15 protein-coding genes and 1 pseudogene are annotated in these 19,085 nt (G+C 72.2%); 13 read left to right on the forward strand and 3 right to left on the reverse strand.

Annotation, left to right across the window (positions count from 1 at the left end):
- Both ACIO3O_RS09085 and ACIO3O_RS09090 read right to left on the reverse strand, forming a co-directional pair.
- Nucleotides 1-319: pseudogene (locus tag ACIO3O_RS09085) on the reverse strand (hypothetical protein); the annotation flags it as partial.
- Between the two features lie 119 nt (nt 320-438).
- Nucleotides 439-4,227, reverse strand: coding sequence for a S8 family peptidase (locus tag ACIO3O_RS09090; protein WP_401743827.1), 3,789 nt, complete (start codon nt 4,225-4,227; stop codon nt 439-441).
- A 156-nt stretch (nt 4,228-4,383) separates the two neighbouring features.
- Here ACIO3O_RS09090 and ACIO3O_RS09095 point away from each other — a divergent pair, with 156 nt between their 5' ends.
- The gene (locus tag ACIO3O_RS09095; RefSeq protein WP_401743830.1) at nt 4,384-5,379 is read left to right on the forward strand and encodes a helix-turn-helix domain-containing protein; all 996 of its coding nucleotides are present in this window, start codon (nt 4,384-4,386) and stop codon (nt 5,377-5,379) included.
- Nucleotides 5,380-5,515: 136 nt separating this feature from the next.
- Here ACIO3O_RS09095 and ACIO3O_RS09100 read toward each other — a convergent pair whose 3' ends face one another.
- A complete protein-coding gene (locus tag ACIO3O_RS09100) occupies nt 5,516-6,448 on the reverse strand; it encodes a LysR substrate-binding domain-containing protein (RefSeq protein ID WP_401743831.1) in 933 nt (310 codons plus the stop codon).
- Between the two features lie 166 nt (nt 6,449-6,614).
- Here ACIO3O_RS09100 and ACIO3O_RS09105 point away from each other — a divergent pair, with 166 nt between their 5' ends.
- The 12 genes from ACIO3O_RS09105 (at nt 6,615) to ACIO3O_RS09160 (ending at nt 19,081) form a co-directional block, all read left to right on the forward strand.
- On the forward strand, nt 6,615-8,057 hold the full coding sequence (locus tag ACIO3O_RS09105) for a 2-hydroxymuconic semialdehyde dehydrogenase (RefSeq protein WP_401743833.1): 1,443 nt from the start codon (nt 6,615-6,617) through the stop codon (nt 8,055-8,057).
- Nucleotides 8,054-8,872, forward strand: coding sequence for a 2-keto-4-pentenoate hydratase (locus ACIO3O_RS09110; RefSeq protein WP_401743835.1), 819 nt, complete (start codon nt 8,054-8,056; stop codon nt 8,870-8,872). The genes ACIO3O_RS09105 and ACIO3O_RS09110 overlap by 4 nt, the downstream gene beginning before the upstream one ends.
- Nucleotides 8,869-9,642 carry a 2-keto-4-pentenoate hydratase gene (locus tag ACIO3O_RS09115; RefSeq protein ID WP_401743838.1) on the forward strand — a complete coding sequence of 258 codons (774 nt, stop codon included), beginning with the start codon at nt 8,869-8,871 and terminating at the stop codon, nt 9,640-9,642. Before ACIO3O_RS09110 ends, ACIO3O_RS09115 begins: the two co-directional genes overlap by 4 nt.
- Nucleotides 9,639-10,067 (forward strand): RidA family protein, encoded by a 429-nt coding sequence (locus tag ACIO3O_RS09120; RefSeq protein WP_401743840.1) that lies wholly within the window; start codon nt 9,639-9,641, stop codon nt 10,065-10,067. The genes ACIO3O_RS09115 and ACIO3O_RS09120 overlap by 4 nt, the downstream gene beginning before the upstream one ends.
- Nucleotides 10,064-10,681: a 3-hydroxyanthranilate 3,4-dioxygenase gene (locus ACIO3O_RS09125; protein ID WP_401743843.1), complete on the forward strand. Its 618-nt coding sequence runs from the start codon at nt 10,064-10,066 to the stop codon at nt 10,679-10,681. Before ACIO3O_RS09120 ends, ACIO3O_RS09125 begins: the two co-directional genes overlap by 4 nt.
- On the forward strand, nt 10,678-11,727 hold the full coding sequence (locus ACIO3O_RS09130) for an amidohydrolase family protein (RefSeq protein WP_401743845.1): 1,050 nt from the start codon (nt 10,678-10,680) through the stop codon (nt 11,725-11,727). The genes ACIO3O_RS09125 and ACIO3O_RS09130 overlap by 4 nt, the downstream gene beginning before the upstream one ends.
- 5 nt (nt 11,728-11,732) lie before the next feature.
- Complete coding sequence (locus ACIO3O_RS09135) at nt 11,733-12,665, forward strand: acetaldehyde dehydrogenase (acetylating) (protein WP_401744464.1); 933 nt, start codon at nt 11,733-11,735, stop codon at nt 12,663-12,665.
- Complete coding sequence (dmpG, locus tag ACIO3O_RS09140; protein WP_401743848.1) at nt 12,662-13,678, forward strand: 4-hydroxy-2-oxovalerate aldolase; 1,017 nt, start codon at nt 12,662-12,664, stop codon at nt 13,676-13,678. The genes ACIO3O_RS09135 and dmpG overlap by 4 nt, the downstream gene beginning before the upstream one ends.
- Nucleotides 13,678-14,937, forward strand: a complete 1,260-nt coding sequence (gene kynU / locus ACIO3O_RS09145; protein WP_401743850.1) for a kynureninase — start codon at nt 13,678-13,680, stop codon at nt 14,935-14,937. The genes dmpG and kynU overlap by 1 nt, the downstream gene beginning before the upstream one ends.
- Before the next feature lie 118 nt (nt 14,938-15,055).
- The gene (locus tag ACIO3O_RS09150) at nt 15,056-16,828 is read left to right on the forward strand and encodes a hypothetical protein (RefSeq protein ID WP_401743852.1); all 1,773 of its coding nucleotides are present in this window, start codon (nt 15,056-15,058) and stop codon (nt 16,826-16,828) included.
- 32 nt (nt 16,829-16,860) lie between these two features.
- A complete protein-coding gene (locus tag ACIO3O_RS09155; protein WP_401743855.1) occupies nt 16,861-18,099 on the forward strand; it encodes a branched-chain amino acid ABC transporter substrate-binding protein in 1,239 nt (412 codons plus the stop codon).
- Between the two features lie 52 nt (nt 18,100-18,151).
- On the forward strand, nt 18,152-19,081 hold the full coding sequence (locus ACIO3O_RS09160; RefSeq protein WP_401743857.1) for a branched-chain amino acid ABC transporter permease: 930 nt from the start codon (nt 18,152-18,154) through the stop codon (nt 19,079-19,081).
- Nucleotides 19,082-19,085 lie beyond the last annotated feature (4 nt).

Below are 19,085 nucleotides of genomic sequence, written 5' to 3' on the forward strand. Positions count from 1 at the left end.
GAACGTCCGGCGAGGCGTCCCGGGGGACGACCGGGGGGACCTCCGGCGAGGTGGCTTGTGGGGGCGCGTCCGGGGGCGGCGGTGCCGCAAGGGGTTCCGGGGGTTCCCAAGGGGCCCTGGCCCTGGGTTCCTTGGGGACCGGGCGGGGCGGCTCGGGCTCCGCGGCGTCCCGCGCCGGACCAGCGCCCGGGGTCGAGTCGAAGTGGTCGTCCACGGTGTGGCCCGTCGGTGCCGGGCCGGTGTCCGGAGCTGCCTCGTCGTACAGCCGGTCCCACCAGTCGTCCTCGGCGCCGGTGCGCCGCTCCCCCTGCTGACTCATGCCCCTATTGTCCACCGCTGAGGCGATTCGGAAACGGGGCAGGGCGAAAAAAGGGGTCCGCCGGGCAACCCCACCCCCCACGGGAAGGATGCCCGGCGGACCGTTCTCGGCCCGGCGCGCTAGCGCACGTCGTAGGCGCGGGTCACGAGCTGGGTGACGGAGTTGCCGCGTGCGTCCGTCAGTTCGGTCTTGAGGGTGACCTGCTTGCCGGTGGCCCCGGCGTGGTCGACCACGGCCGTCCAACTCCCGCCGGAGCGCGAGGTCTTGGCCTTGGTCCAGGTCTTGCCCTCGTCGTACGAGTAGGACAGCGCGGCCGAGGTGAGCGCGCCCGGGGTGTAGCCCGCGTGGCCGGAGGCGGTGAGGGCGATCCGCTGCCCGTTCGCGGCGGGGAGCGTTTTCAGGGCGTCCTCGGGGATGCCGTAGCGCGGGAAGATGATCGGCAGCGGCACCGAGTAGGCGCTCTCGTCCAGCTGGGAGGTGAACTTCCAGGTGGTCTCGACGGCCGTCGAGCGCTGCCACACGTCGGCGGGCATCCCGAACTTCATGCCCTGCTGGCTGAGTTCGTACGTCCCCTTGGCCGCCGGGATCTCGAAGACGCCGCTCGGCCAGCCGGACTCGCCGATGACCTCACCGTCGCGCTTGAGCCGCAGCGAGCCGATGTCGCCGAACCCGCCCTGGATCGCCCAGTGTTCACGGTCGCCCCACATGGCGTCGGCGAACCCGATGAGGTTGCCCTGCCGTTCGGCGACCAGCACCTCCTTGCCCGCGTCGTCGCGGGGCGCGGTCGGGGCGACGACCCCTCCGTACCAGGACTCGGTGAGCTTCTGGCCGGAGCGCAGCACCCGGTGCGGGGAGACCATCAGTTCACCGAACGGGAAGCTGCTCATCACCGTGCGGCCCCAGCCGGAGCCGTCCGCGCTGTAGAGCTCGGTGCGGGTGCCGGGGGCGGGCACCGGGTCGGCCATCGAGGAGGTGAAGATGCGGGTGCCGTTGGGGCGCAGCGCGTCGACGGAGTCGATGAAGTCGCTCCGGACGCCCATGGACCCGGTGGTGTTCTGCACGGTGGCCAGCTCGCGGTCCGACGTGCGGTAGTTCCGGGTGGAGTTGAGCGGGCCCTTCTCCTGGAAGGCGAGGTTGTAGACGTACGGGCTGCGGGCGGTGCCCTGCCAGTCGAGCGTGACCGCGCCCTGGACGAGACGGCCCCTGAGGTCCTTGGCCTCGGTCGTGGAAACCGCGAGGACGGGGACGGCCGTGCCTCCGCCGAGACCCACGCCCGGGTACCAGGTGCCGGGCGACGGCCGGTGCGCCAGGACGGCGACGGCCCCCGCGGCCCGGGCGTCCTCGGCGAGGGCGGTCAGGTTGGGGCTGTCGTCGGGGACCTCGACCAGGGCGATGCGGCCCTTGACGCCGGCCGCCTTCAGCTCCTCGGGCGTGCCCTTGCCCGCGTCGACCAGGGCCGCGCTGCCCCGGCCGTCGAGGTTGCCTGAGCCGACGCCGCCGGTGACGGCGTGCAGGGCGGGGCCGCCCCTGACCTTGAGGCTGTTCAGCAGCGGCGCGTACAGCCGCCAGTAGCTGCCGAACTCGAAGTCGCCCTTGGTGGCGCGGCCCTGGATGTCGGCGTAGTAGGCGGGGACGTTGCGTCCGGCGCTGAGGGTGCCGGAGTGCCGCCAGGTGTTCTTCCAGGAGCGGTCGAAGGCGAGGGTGGTGCCGCGCCGCTCGCCGGGCCGGTCGGTCGCCACCTTCAACTGGTGGGCCTTGCGGGCGTCGAGGACGACGGTGGTGTCCTTCTTCAGCTCCAGTTGCGGGTGGGAGAGGTAGCTGAGCGAGCCGATGCCCTGGCCGGTGGCGTCACCGGCGTCGGGGGTGGCGACGTAGGAGGAGAGGAAGTACGAGCCGGGGCGGACCTCGTAGCGCTGTTCCGCCTGGCCGTCGTTGTAGCGGATCTCGCCGCTCTCGTCGTCGGTGCCGATGACGTCGAGGGTGCTCGGCCCGGTGGCGGGCTTGCCGCTGCGGTCGATGACCTTGACGCGCAGGGTGACCGTCTCGGGCTGGACGTGCAGGGCGAACGGGGTCGAGACGCGGACGCCGCCGCGTGCGGTGGCCAGGACGCGGCCCACGACGTCGCCGTACTGGCCGCGCTCCAGGCGGGCCGACGGGTCGAGGGTCAGCGGGACGGTGACGGTGGCCTTGGCGGGGACGGTGATCCGGTCCTTGCCGAGGCGGGCGACCCGGGAGGTGATGCGGGTGCCGTCGTTGCCGGTGGGCGCCTGGACGGCGAGGTCCAGGGTGACCGGCTTGTCGGTGACGTTGGTGTACGGGACGTCGACGGTGGTGCGGTCGCTGCTGTCCTGCGGCCAGTTGAAGGTGCCGCCCTGGAGGGCGGGCGCGCCGGTGACTCCCGGGTTCAGGGCCGCCTTCACGTCGAGGCGGCCGCCGCCGGTCTCGCGGGCGTCGCCCTTGCCGACCTCGGCCGAGGAGACGAGCGCGGCCTTGATCTGCTGGGCGGTCCAGTCCGGGTGGGCCTGCTTGAGGATGGCGGCGGCGCCCGCGACATGCGGGGTGGCCATCGACGTACCGGACATGGACTGGTACGCGTACACGCCCCGGCCTCCGGCCGCCGCGGCGGAGATCGCGACGCCGGGGGCGGCGATCTCCGGCTTCAGGGTGTGGCCGGCGACGGTCGGGCCGCGGCTGGAGAAGGGGGCGGTGGAGTCGTCGCGGTCGACGGCGCCGACGGTGAGGACGCCGGGGGCGCAGCCGGGCGAGGAGACCGAGTTGCGGCGCGGGCCGAGGTTGCCCGCGGCAACCACGAAGAGTGTCTGCGTGCTCTTCGCGAGCTCTTCGGCGGCGATGCTCAACGGGTCGGTGCAGTCGGTGGGTTCGGGGCTGCCGAGGCTCATGGAGACGACGTCGGCCTGCTGGTCGACGGCCCACTGCATGCCCGCGATGATCCACGACTCGGCGCCGGAGCCGCCGTCGTTGAGGACCTTGCCGTTGAGGAGCTGAGTGCCGGGGGCGACGCCCTTCTTCTTGCCGCCGCTCGCCGTGCCCGAGCCGCCGACGGTGGAGCTGGTGTGGGTGCCGTGGCCCTGGACGTCGCCGGTGTCGGGCGAGTCGGTGAAGTTCTGGGCGGCGGCGATCCGGCCCTTGAGGTCCGGGTGCTCGGCGTCCGCGCCGGTGTCGAGGACGGCGACCTTGGTGCCCTTGCCGTCGAACCCGGCGGCCCAGGCGGCGGGGGCGTTCACCTGCTTCGTCGACCGGTCGAGGGTCGCCTCGACCTTGCGGTCGAGCCAGAGCTTGGTCAGGTCGGAGGCGGCCCGGGAGCGGGTGTTGGTGACGTCCGCCCAGAAGTCGGCGGCCTTGGCCTTGTCGGCCTTGAGGGCGACGCCGCCGACGGCGGGCAGGGCCGGGCCGCGGGTGGCGGCGCGGGGGGTCGCGGGGAGCGCGCGGGCGACGTTCACGGACTTGTCATAGACGGCGATCAGCGGCAGGACCTTGGCGTGCGCGTCGTCGTAGCCCTGGCGGATCAGCCCGGAGACGTTGAAGAGCTCCCGGTCGACGCGGCCGGAGGCGAGGGCCTCGGCGGCGGACTCGGGGAACACGTACAGGTCCTTGTCCGGGCCTGTCGTACGGGTCTGGACGAGCGGGGTGCTGCCGTCGGGGCGGGGCAGCGCGGTCGCCGCGCCGGACCCCGAACTCCCTTGCCGCACCAGGATCTTGTCGCCGGTGACGAGGGTGACGACGGCGGACGCGTCCTTGCCTCCGCCCGCCTTCGCACTGCCGGTGATCGGTCTCTTGCCGGACGCCGGGTCCGTGGGCGCCGGGGCGGCCACGGACGGGGCGACCGCGGTGACGGCGAGGACGGCGGCGGTCGCCGCGCCCAGGGCCGTGCGCGATATCGGACGCATTGTGCTCCCCAAGTCGGTCCGGCCCCGGGGGTGATGGCCGGTGGCGACAGGTTGGCAGAGGGGCAGGTGGTGCAGGGATGATGTGGTGAGGCGGGTTTGTGCCGTGGCTCATTCCCGCCAGACGAGTCATGGAAGGTGCGAAGGGGGACTGCTGAGGTGCTGGGTGCGATAGGGCTGGACGAGGCGCAGGAGGCGACGTACCGGACGCTGGTCGCGGTGGGTGCGGCCGAGGTCGGGGACCTGGCGCACCGGCTGGGGGTCGGCGAGGCGGCGGCGGAGCGGGCGCTGCGGCATCTGGAACGGCAGGGGCTCGCCGCGCAGGCCTCCTCCTCCGGTTCCTCCGGTACGCAGCGGTGGGTGGCGGCACCGCCCGGGGTGGCGCTGGGCGCCCTCCTGACGCAGCAGCGGCACGAGCTGGAGCAGGCGGAGCTGGCGGCGGTGCTGCTGGCGGAGGAGTATCGGGCGGAGGCGGCCGAGCCCGCGGTGCACGACCTGGTGGAGGTCGTGACGGGGGCGAGCGCGGTGACGCACCGGTTCGCGCAGTTGCAGCTGGGGGCGGTGGAGGAGGTGTGCGCGCTGGTCACCGGGCGGCCGGTGGCGGTCACGGGGTACGACAACGCCGCCGAGGAACGGGCGACGGCGCGTGGGGTGACGTATCGCGTGGTCATCGAGCGGGAGGTGCTCACTCTGCCCCGGGGCCTGGTCGAGCTGACGGCAGCGCTGGCCCGGGACGAGCAGGTGCGGGTGGTGGACCGCGTCCCGACCAAGCTGGTGATCGCGGACCGGTCGCTGGCGATGGTGCCGCTGACGGGGCGGGACGCGGAGCCCGCGGCGCTGGTGGTGCACGCGAGCGGGCTGCTGGAGTCGCTGATGGGGCTGTTCGAGGCGGTGTGGCGGGACGCGCGGCCGGTGCGGCTGGGGATGGGGGCGGGGACGGACGTGGAGGTGGTGGCTCCCGGGCCGGACGGGACGGACCTGCAGATTCTGTCGCTGCTGCTGGCGGGGATGACCGATGCGAGTGTCGCCAAGCAGTTGGAGCTGGGGTTGCGGACGGTGCAGCGGAGGGTGAAGGGGTTGATGGAGGTGGCGGGGGTGACGACGAGGTTGCAGCTGGGGTGGCATGCGTACGAGAGGGGCTGGGTGGGGCGGTAGGTGCAGGTGGGTGGGTGGTTGCTGTTCATGCCGGGGCAGGCCCCGAACCCCTGCACGGGCTGCGCCCGCGCGTCCTCGAACGCCGGACGGGCTCAACTGCCTCCCCGAGCACCGGACGGGCTGAATTCCGGCTGAGTCACCGCCCCGCCAGTGCCAGCCGCAGGGCGCCCGCCTCCACGTCGAGGGCGGTGAGCAGGGCCACCAGGCCCGGGGTGCGGATGCGGGCGGCGGCCTCCGTGGTGCCCACCGTGCGTCCCACCGAGGGGAGTTCGACCGGGAGGGCGACCAGGCGGTCGTCGTCGCGGAGGACGAGTTCCGGGAGGGCGGCGACCATGTCCGTGGAGACGAGGAGGGTGCGCATCGTCAGGATGGAGGTGCATTCGACCCGGTTCGGAGGGAGTTCCAGGCCCTGGGTCTCGAAGACGGCTGCCAGCTCCTGACGGAGGGCCGTCTGTTCGAGGGGGAGGATCCAGGGGTGGCCGACTGTGTCGGCGAGCGTGCCGGCCGGGCCCCGCAGCAGGGGGTGGCCGGTGCGTACCGCCAGGCGGATCGGCTCCCGGTAGAGGGCCCGTTGGCGCAGGCGGCCCGGTTCCGGGGTGGGGCCGACCCGGCCCACGATCACGTCCAGGTCGCCCGCCAGCAGCGCCGGGTGCAGCACGTCGAAGGTTCCCTCGCGGACGACGACGGTGAGGTGCGGGCGTTCCGCCTTCAGGCGGGCGACGGCGCGCGGCAACAACAGGTTCGCGCCCGCGAGCAGCGTGCCCACCGTCACCGTGCCCGCCTGGCCGTCCCGCAGGCCCGTCAGGTGGTCGCCCGCGCGCCGGACCTCCGCGATGACGGCGCGGGCGTGGCCGACCAGCGCGTCCCCGTACACCGTCGGGCGCATTCCGCGCGGTTCGCGGTGGAAGAGTGCGACGTCCGCCAGCTTCTCCAGCTCGCGCAGGGTGCGGGTGGCGGCGGGCTGGGTGAGGTGCAGGGATTCGGCCGCCCTGACCATCGTGCCGTGCTCGGCTATCGCGGCGAGAAGTACCAGATGCCGGAATTTCAGCCGGCCGTCGAGCAGGTCCATCTGTCGGCTCCTCGTCCCCTCACCTGGTGTCATACCCGTTCTGGTATGGCAGTTGCCCGTTCCGGCATTGGCTCGGCATATGTGACCTGGCTCATGATGCACACGCAAGGAACCGGACACCAGAGGCAGGTTTGCCGGGAACGCCAGGAACAGGGAGGTCACGACGGTGAGTTCACCCGCAGGGCAGGTGCGGAGGGTGCGGCACTACACGGCCGGACGGTTCCACTCCGAGGGAGCGTCCTTCCCGCTGGTCGACCCGGTGGACGGGCGCGAGGTCGGACAGGTCCCGGAGGCGGACGCCGCGACCGTCGACGCGGCGGTACGGGCCGCCCGCGAGGCCCTGGCCGGGCCGTGGGGCGGGTGCTCCCCCGCCGACCGGTCCCGGGTCCTGCACCGGATCGCGGACGGGATCGAGGCCCGCTTCGAGGAGTTCGTCGCGGCGGAGTGTTCCGACACCGGCAAGCCGCACGAGCTGGCGGCCTCCGTCGACATCCCGCGCGGCATCGCCAACTTCCGTGCCTACGCGGACCTTTCGGCGTCCCGCAGCGAGCAGTCCTGGCACACCGAGACCCCCGACGGGCGGGGCGCGCTCAACTACACCGTGCACAAGCCACTGGGTGTCGTCGCGGTCGTCGCCCCGTGGAACCTGCCGCTGCTGCTGCTGACGTGGAAGGTCGCCCCGGCGCTGGCGACGGGCAACACCGTCGTCGCCAAGCCCTCCGAACTCACGCCCTCCACCGCCGAGTTGCTCGCCGAGGTGATCGACGCGGCAGGAGTCCCCGCCGGGGTGTTCAACCTCGTGCACGGGCACGGCGCGGACGCCGCCGGGGCCTGGCTGACCGCGCACCCCGGGGTGGACGCCATCGCCTTCACCGGCGAGTCCCGGACCGGTAGCGCGATCATGCGGGCAGCCGCCGATCACCTCACCCCGGTCTCCTTCGAGTTGGGCGGCAAGAACGCGGGGCTCGTGTTCGCCGACGCCGATCTGGAGCAGGCCGTCGAGGGGACGCTGCGGTCCGCCTTCACCAACAGCGGCCAGGTGTGCCTGTGCACCGAGCGCGTGTACGTGGAGCGGCCCGTCTTCGAGGAGTTCGCCGCCGCACTCGCCAAGGGCGCCGAGTCCGTGGCGTACGGACCCATGGTCTCGGCCGAGCACCGCGACAAGGTGACGGGGTACCTCGCGCAGGCCGCCGCGGACGGTGTCGTACGGGCGGGTGGTGACGCCCCCGTCTTCGGGGACGCGCGCGACGGCGGGTTCTGGGTGCGGCCGACCGTGCTGACCGGGCTGCCGGAGGACCATCCGGCGGTACGGGAGGAGATCTTCGGGCCTGTCGTCCACCTGGCCCCCTTCGACACCGAGGAGGAGGCCCTCGCCCTGGCCAATGCCGGACCGTACGGGCTGGCCGCCACCGTGTGGACCGGCGACCTGAGCCGCGCCCACCGGGTCGCGCCCCGTCTGGACGTCGGCATCGCCTGGGTCAACACCTGGAACCTGCGGGACCTGCGCACCCCCTTCGGCGGGGTGAAGGCCTCCGGGATCGGCCGCGAGGGCGGCCACCACTCCCTCGACTTCTTCTCCGAGCCGATGAATGTGTGCGTGAAGATATGAGTGACCACGAGCCCGCGAAGGAGATCGTCGAGGCCGCCGACCGGCTGGAGGAGGCCCGTCGCACGGGTGTTCCGGCCGCTCCGGTGCGGGACCTCCTCCCGGCCGGTGACGTCGGTGCCGCCTACGCCGTGCAGAGCCTGACCACCGAGCGGCGGCTCGCCGCCGGGCGTCGGATCACCGGGTGGAAGATCGGGCTCACGTCCGCCGCCGTGCAGCGCCAACTCGGTGTGGGTTCGCCGGACTTCGGGGCTCTCTTCGACGACACGGCGTTCCCCGACGGCGCGGACATCCCGGTCGGCGCGGTGCTCCAGCCGCGTGCCGAGGTGGAAGTCGCGCTGGTGCTCGGCGCGGACCTGCCGCACGAGCGGAACACCGTCGCGGACCTGCTGCGGGCGACCGCGTTCGCGCTGCCCGCGATCGAGGTCGTCGGCAGTCGCATCCGCGACTGGGACATCAGCCTGGTCGACACCGTCGCCGACAACGCGTCCAGCGGCGTGTACGTCCTGGGCACCCGGCCGGTCGGCCTGGACGCCCTGGACCTGCGGACCGCCGGTGCGGTCCTGGAGCGGCGCGGGGAGCCCGTGTCGGTCGGGGCGGGGGCCGCCTGCCTGGGCAATCCACTGAACGCCGCGCTCTGGCTGGCCGACACCCTGGCCGGGCTGGGGCGTCCGCTGCGGGCCGGGGACACCCTGCTGACCGGGGCGCTCGGGCCGGTCGTGGACGTGATGCCGGGCGATGTGGTGGAGGCCCGGATCGAGGGCCTGGGCACGGTACGGGCCGCGTTCGCGGCGAAGCCGGAAGGAGAGGGCGCATGAGCGGCACCCGGCTGAAGGAGTTCGCGGCGGCGCTGGACGAGGCCGCCCTCACCCGCAGCACCCTCGCGAGCGGCAGCAGCGGTCTCACCGGGGTGGACGAGGCGTACGAGGCCCAAGAGGCCCTGGTCGCACGACAGTTGGGACGCGGTGCCCGGCTCACCGGGTTCAAGCTGGGCTTCACCAGCACGGCGAAGATGCGGCAGATGGGGGTGCACGACCTCATCCACGGCCGGATCACCGACCGGATGCGGATCGCCGACGGCGGGACGTTCGACGCGGGGACGCTGATCCACCCGCGGGTCGAGCCCGAGGTGGCGTTCCTGCTCGGCGGGCCGCTGGGACCCGACACCGTCGACCCGCTGAGCGCCGTCGCGGCCGTCGCCCCGGCGCTGGAGGTCATCGACTCGCGGTACGACGGGTTCACGTTCTCGCTGCCCGAGGTGATCGCGGACAACACCTCCGCCGCCGGATACGTCCTCGGACCGTGGCGCGAGCCACTCGAACTCGCCGACCGGGGCGTCCTGTTGGAGATCGACGGCCGTCTCGTGGAGGCCGGTTCGACCGCCGCGATCCTCGGCCACCCGCTGCGCGCCCTGGCGGCCGCCGCCCGGCTGGCCCCGCGCGGCGTCCTCGACGCCGGGACGGTGGTCCTGGCGGGCGCGGCCACCGCCGCCGCCCCGCTGCCGCCCGGCGTGCACGTCCGGGCGACGGTGTCCGGGCTGGGCACGGTCGGCTTCAGCACCGTACGCACACCTCGGGAGGAAGCGTGATCGTCGACGGCGCCCCCGTCCCCCGGGGCAGCTTCCCGCACCTGCGCCGCGCCGGTGACTTGGTCTTCGTCTCGGGTACGAGTTCCCGGCGGCCCGACGGCACCTTCGCCGGGGCCCGGATCGACCCGATGGGCGTCACGGACCTCGACATCCGCGAGCAGACGCGGGCGGTGCTCGACAACATCGGGCGGCTGCTCCGGGCCGCCGGAGGAAGCCTGCGCGACCTGGTCTCCGTCACCACCTACCTCGTGAACATGAACGACTTCGGCGGCTACAACGAGGTCTACGCCGAGTACTTCGACGCGTCGGGCCCGGCCCGCACCACCGTCGCCGTCCACCAACTCCCGCACCCGCAGCTGCTGATCGAGATCAGCGCCGTGGCCCACCTGCCCCGCACCTCACTCCCCGAGGAGTCCCCCGCATGAGCAGCAGCAGCCCGATGAGGAAGTCGCCGTCCGCGCCGTTCAACTTCCGCTCCTGGATCGACGAGCACCAGCACCTGCTGAAGCCGCCGGTCGGCAACGTCCAGGTGTGGCAGGACGCCGACCTGATGGTCACCGTCGTCGGCGGCCCCAACCGCCGTACGGACTTCCACGACGACCCGATCGAGGAGTTCTTCTACCAGCTCAAGGGCAACATGGTGCTGCGCGTGATGGAGGAGGAGGGGGCGCCGCCGCGCGACATCCACATCCGCGAGGGCGACGTGTACCTGGCCCCCGCGCACCTGCGGCACTCGCCGCAGCGGCCCGAGGAGGGCTCGATCGGCCTGGTGGTCGAATTCGCCCGCCCCGAGGGCTCGTTGGACGCCTTCGAGTGGTACTGCATGAACTGCCACCACCTGGTGCACCGCAGCGAGGTGCAGCTGAAGTCGATCGTGGACGACCTGCCGCCGGTCTTCAACGCCTTCTACGGCGACGACGCGGCCCGCACCTGCCCGCACTGCTCGGCCGTGCACCCCGGCAAGGACTGGCCGGACGCCCTGCGCCCCACCACCGCCCTGCCCGGTGGCGGTCTCCCCGACTCCGAAGAGCGCGCATGACGACCGCCCACGGGGGGCCCGTGGTCGACGTGCACGCCCACGTCTTCCCGCAGATCTCCCGCACCGAGTCCCGCCTCCTCCAGGACACCGAAGGACCCTGGCTGCGGTCCGACGGCACCGACGGCCCCGGCCAGGGCATGATGATGCGCGGCTCGCACGAGTACCGGCCCGTCCGGCGCACCCTGTGGGACCCGGCGACCCGCGTCGCCGACCTGGACCGGCTCGGCGTCGACATCCAGGTGCTGTCCAGCACACCGCTGCTCTTCGGGTACGACGCGGACGCGGACCGGGCGGCCGACTGGTGCCGCATGGTCAACGCGCGGCTGCTGGAGTTCAGTTCGTACGATCCCCAGCGGCTGCCCGCACTGTGCCAGGTGCCGCTCCAGGACACCGAGGCGGCCTGCGCGCTGGTCACCGAGGCGATGGCGCAGGGCTTCCACGGCGTGCACATCGGCAACCACATCGGCGAACGCGACCTGGACGACGGCGCGGTCGTGGAGTTCCTCACCCACTGCGCGCACGAGAACGCGGCCGTCCTCGTGCACCCCTGGGACATGCCGGGCGGGCCGCGCGTGGAGCGGTACATGCTCCAGTGGCTGGTCGGCATGGCCGCCGAGACCCACCTCACCATCCTGTCGATGATGCTGTCGGGGACCTTCGAGCAACTGCCCACCTCCCTGCGGCTGTTGTTCGCGCACGGCGGCGGCAGCTTCCCGTACCTGCTGGGCCGGGCGGACAACGCCTGGCAGCGCAGGGACCTGGTGCGGGCGGACAGCCCGCAGCCCCCGTCGGCGTACACCGACCGCTTCAGCGTCGACTCGGCGGTCTTCGACCAGCGGGCGCTGGAGCACCTGGTCCAGGTGATGGGCGCGGAGCAGGTGCTGCTCGGCTCCGACCACCCGTTCCCCCTCGGCGAGGCCGAGATCGGCAGGCTGGTGCGGGAGAGCACGCTCAGCGACGCCGAGAAGGCGGCCGTGCTGGGCGGGAACGCGGTGCGCTTCTTCGATCTCGTACGTCATCGGGTGGGACAGGAGGCCGTACGGTGACCGCACTGCAAGCCGCCGTCATCGGCTCCGGCAACATCGGCACCGACCTCCTCATCAAGATGATCCGGGGGTCGGGGGCGGTGACCGCCGCCGCGATGATCGGCATCGACCCGGAGTCCGACGGGCTCGCCCGCGCCGCCCGGCTGGGGGTCGCGACCAGCGCGGACGGTGTCCGGGGGCTCATCGCCCTGGACGGCTTCGACCGGATCGACGTCGTCTTCGACGCGACCTCCGCCGGGGCGCACCACCACAACGCCGCCGCGCTCGCCCCGTACGGGAAGCGGCTGATCGACCTCACCCCGGCCGCCATCGGCCCGTACGTGGTGCCGTCGGTGAACCTCGACGCCCACCTCGGCGCGCCGAACCTGAACATGGTGACGTGCGGCGGGCAGGCCACCGTGCCGGTCGTCGCGGCCGTCTCCGCGGTGACCCCGGTGGCGTACGCGGAGATCGTCGCCTCGATCGCCTCGCGGTCGGCGGGGCCCGGCACCCGGGCCAACATCGACGAGTTCACCGAGACGACCGCGCGGGCGCTGGAGCAGGTCGGCGGGGCGGTGCGGGGCAAGGCGATCATCGTGCTGAACCCGGCGGAGCCGCCGCTGATGATGCGCGACACCGTGCACTGCGTGGTCGGCGACTGCGACACGGACGCGGTGGCGGACTCGGTGCGGGCGAAGGCGGCGGAGGTCGCCGCGTACGTGCCCGGGTACCGGCTGAAGCAGGAGCCGCAGTTCCGGAAGCTGGCGGCGGGCGACCCGCTCGCGAAACTGGCGGGGCTCGCCGGGGGCGGGGTGCTGGTCTCCGTGTTCCTGGAGGTGGAGGGCGCCGCCCACTACCTGCCCGCATACGCCGGGAACCTCGACATCATGACGTCCGCCGCACTCCGCACCGCCGAGCGCCTGGCCAGTACGGCCCGCACCACCGGGAGCCCGTCATGACACGCGTGTACGTCCAGGACGTCACCCTGCGGGACGGCATGCACGCCGTGTCGCACCGGTACACCGTGGATCAGGTCCGCACGATCGCCGCCGCGCTGGACGCGGCCGGGGTGGACGCCGTCGAGGTCGCGCACGGCGACGGGCTCTCCGGGGCCTCCGTCACGTACGGGCCCGGGGCGCACACCGACTGGGAGTGGCTGGAGGCCGCCGCGTCCGTCCTCACCCGGGCGAAGCTGACGACGCTGCTGCTGCCGGGCATCGGCACCGCCGACGACCTGCGGCGTGCGCACGGGCTCGGGGTCGCCTCGATCCGTATCGCCACGCACTGCACCGAGGCCGACGTCGCCGCCCAGCACATCGCGCTGGCACGGGAGTTGGGGATGGACGTCTCCGGCTTCCTGATGATGTCGCACATGGCGGAGCCGGTGGAGCTGGCCCGGCAGGCGAAGCTGATGGAGTCGTACGGGGCCGCTTGCGTGTACGTCACGGACTCGGGCGGGCGACTGACCATGGACGGCGTCCGGGAGCGGGTGCGCGCCTACCGGGACGTGCTCGACGACGCGACGCAGATCGGCATCCACGCCCACCACAACCTCGCGCTCGGCGTCGCCAACAGCGTCGTCGCCGTCGAGGCCGGCGCGTACCGCGTCGACGCGTCGCTGGCCGGACAGGGCGCGGGGGCGGGCAACGCCCCGCTGGAGCCGTTCATCGCGGTCGCGGACCTGATGGGGTGGGAGCACGGCTGCGACCTGTTCCCGCTGATGGACGCGGCGGAGGAGCTCGTACGGCCGACGCAGGACCGACCGGTGCGGGTGGACCGGGAGACGCTGACGCTCGGGTACGCCGGGGTGTACTCCAGCTTCCTGCGGCACGCCGAGACCACCGCCGCCCGGTACGGGCTGGACACCCGCTCGCTGCTCGTGGAGGCGGGGGCCCGCCGGATGGTCGGCGGGCAGGAGGACCTCCTGACGGACATCGCACTCGATCTCACAGCGGCCAAGGGAGGCAACTGATGGATGTCACACAGCAGTTGAAGGAGTTCACGGCGCGGGCCGAGGCACTGGACGCGGCCGACCCTCTCGCCCACGTCCGGGAGCGGTTCCTGCTTCCCGAAGGCGTCGTCTACCTCGACGGGAACTCGCTCGGCGCGCTCCCGGCCGCCGTGCCCGAGGCGCTGACGGACGCGGTGCACCGCCAGTGGGGCACCGACCTGATCCGGTCGTGGAACGACAACGACTGGTGGAACGCCCCGCTGCGGGTCGGCGACGCGGTGGGCGCGCTGATCGGGGCGGCCCCGGGGCAGGTCGTGGCGAGCGACTCGACGAGCGTGCAGCTGTACAACGCGCTGGTGGCGGCGGTACGCCTGCGTCCCGGGCGGAGCCTGCTGCTCACCGACCCGGACCACTTCCCCACCGACCAGTACATCGCCGACTCGGTGGCCCGGCTGCTGGGCGTCGAGGTGCGGCGGGTGCCCGCCCGGGAGGCCCGCTCCGTGCTGGCCGCCGAGGGCTTCGACGTGGCGGTGGCCGCGTACGCGCCGGTCGACTACCGGACGGGCGAGGCGTACGACATGGCGGCACTGACCGCCGCCGCCCACGAGGCGGGTGCGCTGATGCTGTGGGACCTGTGCCACGTAGCGGGCGCGCTGCCGGTGCAACTGGACGCGATCGGGGCGGACTTCGCGGTCGGCTGCGGTTACAAGTACCTGTCGGGAGGTCCGGGCGCGCCCGCCTTCCTGTACGTCGCCGAGCGCCACCAGTCCTCCTTCGACCAGCCGCTCACGGGCTGGCACGGGCACGCCGACCCGTTCGGGATGCACGGCTCGTACACCCCCGCGCAGGGCATCGCCCGCGCCCGGATCAGCACGCCGCCGCTGCTGTCGCTGCTGGCCCTGGAGGCGGCGCTGACCGCGTACGACGGGGTGGAGATGGCGGCGGTGCGCACGAAGGGCCTCGCGCTCACCGGGTTCTTCCAGGAGTGCGCGGACGTCCTGCTCGACGGCTTGGGCTTCACCGCGGCGACCCCGCGCGAGCCCGAGCGCCGGGGCAGCCAGATCGCGCTGCGCCACCCGGAGGCGTACCCGCTGGTGGCGGCCCTGGTGGCGCGCGGCGTCATCGGTGACATGCGGGCGCCGGACCTGCTGCGGTTCGGGGTGAACGCGCTGTACGTGTCGTACGCCGACGTCCTCGACTGTGTCCGGCAGTTGCACGAGATCGTCAGCACCGGGGAACACCGGGAGCCGCGCTTCCAGCGGCGCTCCACCGTGACCTGATCCACCCCGTACCGGTCAGGGGAGGCGACCTCGTGCCCCTCCCCCGGCCTTCCGCACCCTCGCACCATCCCTTTCCTCCGCTTTTGTACCCCCTTGGCCTTTCCGGAAGGACCGTCGGATGCGTCTCCCCCGTCACACCCCCGTCAGGGTCGCCCTGGCCGCGACCGCCGCTGCCGCCGTCACGGCGACGCTGCTCGTCCCCACCTCGGGGGACGCGGTCGCCGCCGCCCCCGCCGACCCGAACATCCCCACCGTCTGCGAGGACAAGCGGCCCGAGCCGGTCGACCCCAAGTCGTACGGGATGCAGCTCGACAAGAGCTTCCTGCACCCTGCCCTCACCCCGCTGGACGAGGAGCACCCGCACCCCTTCCCGGGGCGCAACGCCGCGTACGACACCACGTCGTACAGCAAGAACATGAAGGTCGAAGCGGCCTACGAGGGTGCGGACTTCACCCCGGACTACTTCCACACCTGGCAGAACGTGGTGGACTTCCACGGCCGCCGCTACCTCTTCCAGTACGACCGCTCCGAGGGGCGCGTCTACGACGTGACCGACGTCAAGAAGGTCACGGTCGTCGAGAAGCTGACCCGCGCGGACGTCGGCGGCGACGAGTCGAAGGCGAGCAAGGACTGGGCGGCCGGGGACTACTGGGGCGGCTCCACCGTCCAGTGGAACAAGAAGCTGAACGCCTATGTGATGGTGGTGAGCTTCGAGGACAAGCGGCAGATCAGCGAGCTGACGGACGAGCCGGGCCAGGACAAGTACGGGAACCCGGACGGCGTCGCCGAGCTGCGCGCGAAGAAGGGCCTGAAGGGCTTCAAGGTCTACCGGCTCGACGGCCCGCGCAAGAAGGACTGGAAGCTCCTGGCCACCGTCTCGACGGACTCCACCCAGCGCGACCCGCTCAACAGCGACCTCAACAAGCCGCAACAGGGCTCGGGTTCGCTGGACGTGCCGTACTGGACCGGCGGGAAGTACATGTTCCTCGCGGTCGCACCCAATGACGCGTACGCCAACAACGAGTACCCGACGAACCTGCACTCGGCCGGCTACCAGTCCTGGGACATGTCCGACCCGGCTCACCCGAAGCTGCTCGACACCTGGCACCTGCCGGGCCAGGTCACCGGCGAGTCCGCCGCGTACAAGAAGAACCCGCGGTGCGGGAACCGGACGAGCTGGCTGGGCGCGCGGATGCCGCTGTTCGTTCCCAAGTCCCCCGAGCAGGGCGGGCGTTACGCGTTCGCGGTGCAGGGCGGGCTGGGGCTCACCGTGCTCGACATCTCGAACCCGGCGAAGATGAAGACCGTCGGCCATCTGGACCTGCCGCCGTCGGTGGCGGGCACCGAGGGCGACAACGTGGACGTGTCGCAGTACGAGAAGACCGGCATGGTGTACGTCTCCGGCTACCCCCTCACCGAGGACTGTTACGAGCCGTACAAGGAGATCTTCCAGGTCGACGCCAAGGACCCGGCGAACCCCCGGATCGTCGGCCGTCTCCCCCGCCCGACCCCGCCGAAGTCGGCCTCCTTCACCGACTTCTGCCAGCGGCGCGGCAGCTTCGGCCCCAAGCGGACCGGCTACTACACCAACCCGGGCAAGCACGACGCGGGCGTTCTGAGCTACGGCTTCTACAACGCCGGTGTGCAGTTCTTCGACGTGACGAAGCCTCAGAAGCCGGAGATCGAGGCGTACTTCGTGCCGAAGGCATACGGCAAGGACACCCCGGAGTACGCGTACGGCAACCAGACGCACGGCGTGTACGTCGAGTGGGACCGCAACATCGCGTGGGCGCTCACCAACCACGGCATCTACGCCCTGTCCGCCCCGAAGGTGCTCGGCAAGCCGAACCTCGGGCGGCCGGACGCCCCCTTCCGCAACAGCCAGCCGTAACCCTCCTCCTCGTCGACAAGGACGTGACTCCCATGCGCAGAAGCACGGTCGCCCTGCCCGCACTCGCCCTCTGTTCCACCCTGGTTCTCTCCGCCTGCGGCACCCGCTCCGAAGCCGGTGGTGCGGCGGGCGGCGCGTCCGGCGGCACCACCACCGTCGTCATCGGCTTCGACGGCCCGCTGACCGGCGACCTCTCCGCGCTCGCCATCGGCGCGAAGAACGCGGCCCAGCTCGCCGTCGACCAGGCCAACAAGACCCAGGCCGTGCCCGGTGTGACGTTCACCCTGAAGTCGCTGGACGACCAGGGCCAGCCCGGCACGGGCCAGCAGAACGCCACCGCACTGACCGGCGACAAGCAGGTGCTCGGCGTGGTCGGCCCGCTGAACTCGGGCGTCGCCAAGTCGATGCAGATGATCTTCGAGCAGGCGAAGCTGGCCGTCGTCTCCCCGGCGACCACCAGCCCCGGCCTCACCCAGGGCGACAACTGGGCCAAGGGCACCAAGGAGCGCCGCTTCACGACGTACTTCCGCACCGCGACCACGGACGCCGTGCAGGGCCCCTTCGCCGCCCAGCACCTGCACGACACCCTCAAGCTGACGAAGGTCTTTGTCGTCGACGACAAGAAGGCGTACGGGGCGGGCCTGGCGGCGACCTTCACCGACGAGTTCAAGAAGCGCGGCGGGCAGGTCGTGGACACCGACCAGATCAACTCGGGCGAGAAGGACTTCTCCTCGGTGATCAACAAGATCAAGAGCTCGGGCGCCCAGTTCGTCTACTACGGCGGCGAGTACCCGGACGCGGGCCCCCTGACGGGCCAGCTGAAGAAGGCGGGCGTGAAGATCCCGCTGGTCGGCGGCGACGGCATCTCGGACGCCAACTTCATCAAGCTGGCGGGCGGCGGCGCGACGGGCGACTTCTGTACGACGGTGGGCGCACCCCTGGAGTCGGGCGCGGCGGGCAAGACCTTCGCCGAGGCCTACAAGGCGGCGAAGTTCAAGGACCCGTACGGCGCCTACGGCGGCTACGCGTACGACTCGGCGACCACGCTGATCGAGGCCGTGAAGGCGGTCGCCGCGGCGAACGGCGGCAAGGTGCCGGCCGACGCCCGCGCCAAGGTCACCGAGGCGGTGCAGAAGGTCGCCTTCGACGGGGTGACCGGCAAGGTCTCCTTCGACGAGTTCGGCGACACCACGAACAAGCAGTTGACGGTCAATCAGGTGAAGGACGGCGCGTGGGCGCCGGTCACCAGCGGCACCTTCACCGCCAAGTAACGCTCCCTTTCTCCTCGTTCACCTCTCCCACGGATTCCACGGAGGCGTTGCAGTGCACGAACTGCCGCAAACGCTGGCCAACGGCCTTCTGCTCGGCTCGATGTACGGGCTGATCGCGATCGGCTACACGATGGTCTACGGCATCGTCCAGCTCATCAACTTCGCCCACGGCGAGGTCTTCATGACCGGGGGCTTCGGCGCCCTCACCGCGTTCCTGATGCTGCCGAGCGGTGTGTCGTTGTGGCTGGCGCTGCCGGTGATGCTGCTCGCCGCCGTGCTGGTGTCCACGTCGGTGGCGGTCCTCGCGGAGCGCCTCGCCTACCGGCCGCTGCGCGGGTCGTCCCGGCTGGCGCCGCTGATCACGGCGATCGGTCTGTCGATCGCCATCCAGCAGATGGTGTGGGCCTGGTACCCGGACGCCAAGCAGGCCCGGACCTTCCCGCATCTGCCGGGCGGGCCCTACGAGGTGGGTCCGGTCACCGTCCAGACCGGGGACGTGTTCCTGGTGGTGGCGGCCGTCCTGTCGATGCTGGCGCTGATGTGGTTCGTCCGCAGCACCCGCACCGGCCGGGCCATGCAGGCCACCGCGCAGGACCCGGACACCTCGCGGCTGATGGGCATCAACACCGACCGGATCATCGTCACCGCGTTCGCCATCGGGGCCGCCTTCGCCGCGCTGGCGGCCGTCGCGCACGGGCTGCGGTACGGGCAGGTGGACTTCCGGATGGGCTTCATCACCGGGCTGAAGGCGTTCACGGCGGCCGTGCTGGGCGGGATCGGTTCGATCCAGGGCGCGATGCTGGGCGGTCTCGCGCTGGGTCTGGCGGAGGCGCTGGCCGCCGGTTACGTGAAGTTCCTGCCGGGGCTCGATCTCTTCGGGGGCGGGGCGTGGGCGAACGTGTGGGCGTTCGTGCTGCTGATCGTGGTGCTGCTGATCCGGCCGCAGGGCCTGTTCAGCAAGTTGACGGCGGACAGGGCGTGAGGGG

Source organism: Streptomyces sp. NPDC087440, from assembly GCF_044744005.1.
Taxonomy (GTDB): Bacteria; Actinomycetota; Actinomycetes; order Streptomycetales; family Streptomycetaceae; genus Streptomyces.

Bases quoted from the DNA above. Each gene is read 5' to 3' on its own strand.
- kynU (WP_401743850.1), top strand. From the start codon at position 13,678: ATGGATGTCACACAGCAGTTGAAGGAGTTCACGGCGCGGGCCGAGGCA.
- ACIO3O_RS09150 (WP_401743852.1), top strand. From the start codon at position 15,056: ATGCGTCTCCCCCGTCACACCCCCGTCAGGGTCGCCCTGGCCGCGACC.
- ACIO3O_RS09115 (WP_401743838.1), top strand. From the start codon at position 8,869: ATGAGCGGCACCCGGCTGAAGGAGTTCGCGGCGGCGCTGGACGAGGCC.
- ACIO3O_RS09100 (WP_401743831.1), bottom strand. From the start codon at position 6,448: ATGGACCTGCTCGACGGCCGGCTGAAATTCCGGCATCTGGTACTTCTC.
- ACIO3O_RS09155 (WP_401743855.1), top strand. From the start codon at position 16,861: ATGCGCAGAAGCACGGTCGCCCTGCCCGCACTCGCCCTCTGTTCCACC.
- ACIO3O_RS09125 (WP_401743843.1), top strand. From the start codon at position 10,064: ATGAGCAGCAGCAGCCCGATGAGGAAGTCGCCGTCCGCGCCGTTCAAC.
- ACIO3O_RS09110 (WP_401743835.1), top strand. From the start codon at position 8,054: ATGAGTGACCACGAGCCCGCGAAGGAGATCGTCGAGGCCGCCGACCGG.
- ACIO3O_RS09130 (WP_401743845.1), top strand. From the start codon at position 10,678: ATGACGACCGCCCACGGGGGGCCCGTGGTCGACGTGCACGCCCACGTC.
- ACIO3O_RS09090 (WP_401743827.1), bottom strand. From the start codon at position 4,227: ATGCGTCCGATATCGCGCACGGCCCTGGGCGCGGCGACCGCCGCCGTC.
- dmpG (WP_401743848.1), top strand. From the start codon at position 12,662: ATGACACGCGTGTACGTCCAGGACGTCACCCTGCGGGACGGCATGCAC.